The sequence below is a fragment of the Variovorax sp. GW531-E2 genome (assembly GCF_059423125.1).
Genome location: NZ_JBWKXQ010000116.1, coordinates 1 through 4169, shown reverse-complemented (window position 1 = coordinate 4169; position 4169 = coordinate 1). Strand labels below are relative to the sequence as shown.

Sequence of the window (4169 nt, the reverse complement as noted above, 5' to 3'; positions counted from 1 at the left end):
GGCGGGGGGCGGGCTTCGGCGCGTCCTCAGCATCGGCCGGCATGTCGGGGCCGCCGCCCTGCAGGAAGCGCTCGACCAGCGTGAAGAAGCGGTCGTAGAAACGTTCGTCCGTGAGCGTCTGGCTCGCCACCTTGACCATCGCCTCGTTGCTGCCGCCGAAGGGCAGCGAGAGCGAGCCGATGGCGCCCACGCCCAGGCTGGCCGAATTGCTGCCCTTCTTCAGGCCGTAGCGGTCCTGCAATGCGGTCGCGAAGGCCACGGTGCTGCGGCCGGCCGAGGCGCTGCCGGCGCCCCCTTCCCGCGCGCAGACCACGCGGAACTCGACCTCGACGTGCGTCTCGGCCGCGGGCTGGAAGCTCTTGCGCGCGGTCACCAGGTCGGCGTTGGCGGCCGTGACCATGTAGCCCTGGCTCAGCAGCGCACGGCGCGCCGCCTCGCAGGTCTGGGCCTCGCTGGCGGCGTAGTTGCGCGTGTGGGTGGTGGTGGAGTCGAAGTCTTCGGGCTCGTAGGCCTGCCCCTTGCCGAAGCTGCCGCAGCCGGCCAGCAACAGGGCCGACAGCAGGCCCGGGAACAGAAACGCCGGCACGCGGGCCGGCGAAGCGAAGAAAGCGGCAGAAGAGGTCTGGGGCATGGCAGGGCGGGAAGGACACCGGATGCTAACCAACCGGCGGCTTCGCTTCGAGCCCCCGGCAGGCCGGGGGTTCCCGAAAGGCCCTGCAAGCCCCGGAGATCGCGTCAGGGGTACAGACCGCGTTCCTGGCGCGCCATCAGGATGCGCTCGCAGGCCACCGCGTAGGTGGCGGTGCGCAGCGGGATCTTGTGCTTGTCGGCCGTGTCCCAGATCTGGTTGAGCGCGTTCATCATGATGCGGTCGAGGCGCACGTTGATCTCGTCCTCGTCCCAGAAGAAGGACGAGAAGTCCTGCACCCATTCGAAGTACGAGACCGTCACGCCGCCGGCGTTGCAGATCACGTCGGGCACGACCAGCACGCCGCGCTCGGCCAGGATGTCGTCGGCCTCGGGCACCGTCGGGCCGTTGGCGCCTTCGAGCACCAGCTTGGCGGTGGTCTTCTTGGCGCGCTCGGCCGTGAGCTGGCCTTCGAGGGCGGCGGGGATCAGGATGTCGCAGGCCACGTCCCAGAAGTCTTCGTTTGGCACGATGTCGCCGCCGGCCTTGAAGCCGACCACGCCGTCGGTGCGCGAGATGGGCACCAGCTGGGTCAGATCGAGGCCGTTGGTGTTCACGATGGTGCCGGTGTGGTCCTGCACCGCAACGATCTTGGCGCCTGCTTCGACGAAGAGTTCGGCCGCGACCGAGCCCACGTTGCCGAAGCCCTGCACCGCGATGCGCGCGCCGCGCAGGTCCATGCCCAGGCGGCGGGCCGCTTCACGGCCGGTGACGAACACGCCGCGGCCGGTGGCCTTCACGCGGCCCAGCGAGCCGCCCAGGTGCAGCGGCTTGCCGGTGACCACGCCGGTGGCGGTGCCGCCGACGTTCATCGAGTAGGTGTCCATCATCCACGCCATGATCTGCGCGTTGGTGTTCACGTCGGGCGCGGGGATGTCGGTGTGCGGGCCGATGATGATGCCGATCTCGCTGGTGTAGCGGCGCGTGACCTTCTCGAGTTCTTGCAGCGACAGCTTCTTCGGGTCGACGCGGATGCCGCCCTTGGCACCGCCGTACGGCAGGTTGACGGCAGCGGTCTTGATGGTCATCCAGGCCGACAGCGCCATCACTTCTTCCAGCGTGACGTCGGGGTGGAAGCGCACGCCGCCCTTGCCTGGGCCGCGGCTCATGTTGTGCTGCACGCGGTAGCCCTCGAAGTGGGCGATGGTGCCGTTGTCCATCTCGATCGGCACGTCGACGATCAGCGCGCGCTTGGGGCGCTTGAGGGTTTCGACCCAGCGTGCCAGCGGGCCGAGGTACGGCACGACACGATCGACCTGCGACAGGTAGGTGCCCCAGGGGCTGTTGGCCGTCGGATTGACGAAGGAGAGTTTCTCGTTCATGGAAGATTCCCTTGGTTGGAATGGATGGGCGCAACGATATTCCGACTGCGGGCCGCGCGCCATGGCTTATGCATGCCGCGATGGCGGTTATGCAAGAGAAGTTGGAAGGCCCCTTGCGGTCCCTCTCGGCGCGGCCCGATGCAGGTGGATACGCACATGACAAAACCGTCATCCAGACGTTATCGGTCGCGTGGATGCGCTTCGTACAGTCGTTCTCACCAACCAAGCAACCACCTCAAGGAGTGAACGAACATGAAGCTGTCTGCCACCACCCGCCTTCTGAACACCGCCGCCGTCGCCGCCCTGCTGGGCCTGGCCGCCGCGCCGAGCTTTGCCGGCAACTACGCCGAAGGCGACCCGCGTCCCGCGCCCTTCGCGTCGTCGACGACGCGCGCCGCCGTGACGGCCGACGCCCAGCAGTGGCTGAAGACCGCGCCCACCCAGGGCTACAACGAGAACATGGGCCAGGAGCCGGTCGTGGTCTCGGCCAACAGCCGCGCCGCCGTGGCCGCCGACACGCAGCTGTGGATCCGCTCGGGCCTGGCCGCCCAGCAGTCGGGCGAAGCCGGCGCCGACACGTCGCGCCCCGGCTACCGCGAAGCCCAGGCTGCGTACACCAAGCTGCGCGAAGGCCCGGCCTACGGTGCGCTGGTCGACCAGCTCTCGGGCCGCCAGGCTGCCGCACCGGGCTCGACCACGGTGCGTTGAATGCGGTGACCCACGGCTTTCGGTAGTTCAAATGACTGCGAAAGGGTAGTCCAACGGCATTTCCTTGGTTCTATCTCCTATGGCCGTGGCAAATAGGCCGCATTTCTTGCAGTCGATCGATGTGTGCGCCGGATAATCCTCGAATGCTTGATCTGGACCGCATCGATCTGCGCCTGCTGAAGATCCTTCAGGAAGACGGCCGCATCACCAACCTCAAGCTGGCGGAGGCGGTCGCGCTTTCCCCCACCGCCGTGCTGGCGCGCGTGCAGCGCCTCACGCGCGACGGCTTTATCCTGGGCTACGAGGCCCGCCTCGACCCCTACAAGCTGGGGCGCGGCTTCACCGTGTTCGTCGAGGTGCTGCTCGACCGCACCACCGCCAACGTCTTCGACCAGTTCAAGGCCGCCGTGCAGGTGCGCGACGAGATCATGGAATGCCACATGGTCGCCGGCGGCTTCGACTACCTCCTCAAGACCCGCATGGCCGACATGGCCGCCTACCGCGAGTTCGCCGGCACGGTGCTGTGGCAGTTGCCCGGCGTGCGCGAGACGCGCACGTATGCAGTGATGGAAGAGGTGAAGAGCAGCGCGCGCCTGCCACTGGGGGTCTGAGGCGCACGCCCGCCCGGGGCGTTTGGGCTGGCGTTATTGCATGCGACAATTAAATTTTGTCGACAATATGTCGCCGCGCACCGAGCGGGGCGACGCGCCTCCGAAGAAGCAAACCATGGAAAACGAGCCTGGAAAAACGCTGTCCCAGACCATCTCGGACCGCCTGGCCGAGGAAATCGTGCTGCGCCGTTTCCAACCGGGCGAGCGCCTGGACGAACAGACGATCGCAACGCGCTTCGGCGTCTCGCGCAGCCCGGTGCGCGATGCGCTGCGCCAGCTGGCCTCGACCCGGCTGATCGAGCACCTGCCGCGCCGCGGCTTCTCGGTCGCGACGATGGCGCCCGCCGACCTGGACGGCCTCTTCGAAGCCTCCGGCGAACTGGAAGCCCTGTGCGCCAAGCTGTGCGCGCTGCGCGCCGCGCCGTCGGAGCGCAAGCGCATCGAGTTCGTTCATCAGCAAGCCGGGCGCGCCGCCGCCGAGGGCGACGCCAAGGCCTACGCCGCGCTGAACGAGGAATTCCACGCGCTGATCTACGCCGGCGCCCGCAACAAGACGCTGCAGGACCTCGCGCTGAGCCTGCGCCAGCGCCTCGCGCCCTTCCGCTCGCAAGGCTTCTTCACGACGGAAAACCGCCTGCAGCATTCCCATGTCGAGCACGAAGCCCTCGTTGCCGCCCTGCTGGCGCACGACGGTGACGCCGCCGCCGCCGCCATGCACAGCCATGCGGCCAACTCGGCGATGAACGTGTTGCAGCACTTCGACGGCAGCGCCTCCCGCACCCCGTCGTCCAGCGCCGCCGCCTGACGCGGCTGCCGCGCCCTCTCCCTCCCTCCCGTTTC

The 4169-nt window shown here is 68.1% G+C and carries 5 protein-coding genes; 3 read left to right on the top strand and 2 right to left on the bottom strand.

Translation table 11 applies throughout. The annotated features are described in order from the left end of the window. Positions 1 to 631: DUF2242 domain-containing protein (locus tag AC07XP_RS32010; protein ID WP_495266925.1), on the bottom strand; the 631-nt coding region annotated here is incomplete at its 3' end. Between the two features lie 104 nt (positions 632 to 735). Continuing rightward, positions 736 to 2010: a Glu/Leu/Phe/Val family dehydrogenase gene (locus AC07XP_RS32005; protein WP_062478443.1), complete on the bottom strand. Its 1275-nt coding sequence runs from the start codon at positions 2008 to 2010 to the stop codon at positions 736 to 738. A 252-nt stretch (positions 2011 to 2262) separates the two neighbouring features. Here AC07XP_RS32005 and AC07XP_RS32000 point away from each other — a divergent pair, with 252 nt between their 5' ends. The 3 genes from AC07XP_RS32000 to AC07XP_RS31990 all read left to right on the top strand — a co-directional run bounded on the left by AC07XP_RS32000 (position 2263) and on the right by AC07XP_RS31990 (position 4134). Then, on the top strand, positions 2263 to 2718 hold the full coding sequence (locus AC07XP_RS32000) for a hypothetical protein (protein ID WP_095950083.1): 456 nt from the start codon (positions 2263 to 2265) through the stop codon (positions 2716 to 2718). A gap of 143 nt (positions 2719 to 2861) precedes the next feature. After that, positions 2862 to 3329, top strand: a complete 468-nt coding sequence (locus AC07XP_RS31995; protein ID WP_062478450.1) for an Lrp/AsnC ligand binding domain-containing protein — start codon at positions 2862 to 2864, stop codon at positions 3327 to 3329. 115 nt (positions 3330 to 3444) lie between these two features. Beyond that, positions 3445 to 4134: a GntR family transcriptional regulator gene (locus tag AC07XP_RS31990; RefSeq protein ID WP_099793338.1), complete on the top strand. Its 690-nt coding sequence runs from the start codon at positions 3445 to 3447 to the stop codon at positions 4132 to 4134. The last annotated feature ends 35 nt before the right edge of the window (positions 4135 to 4169 follow it).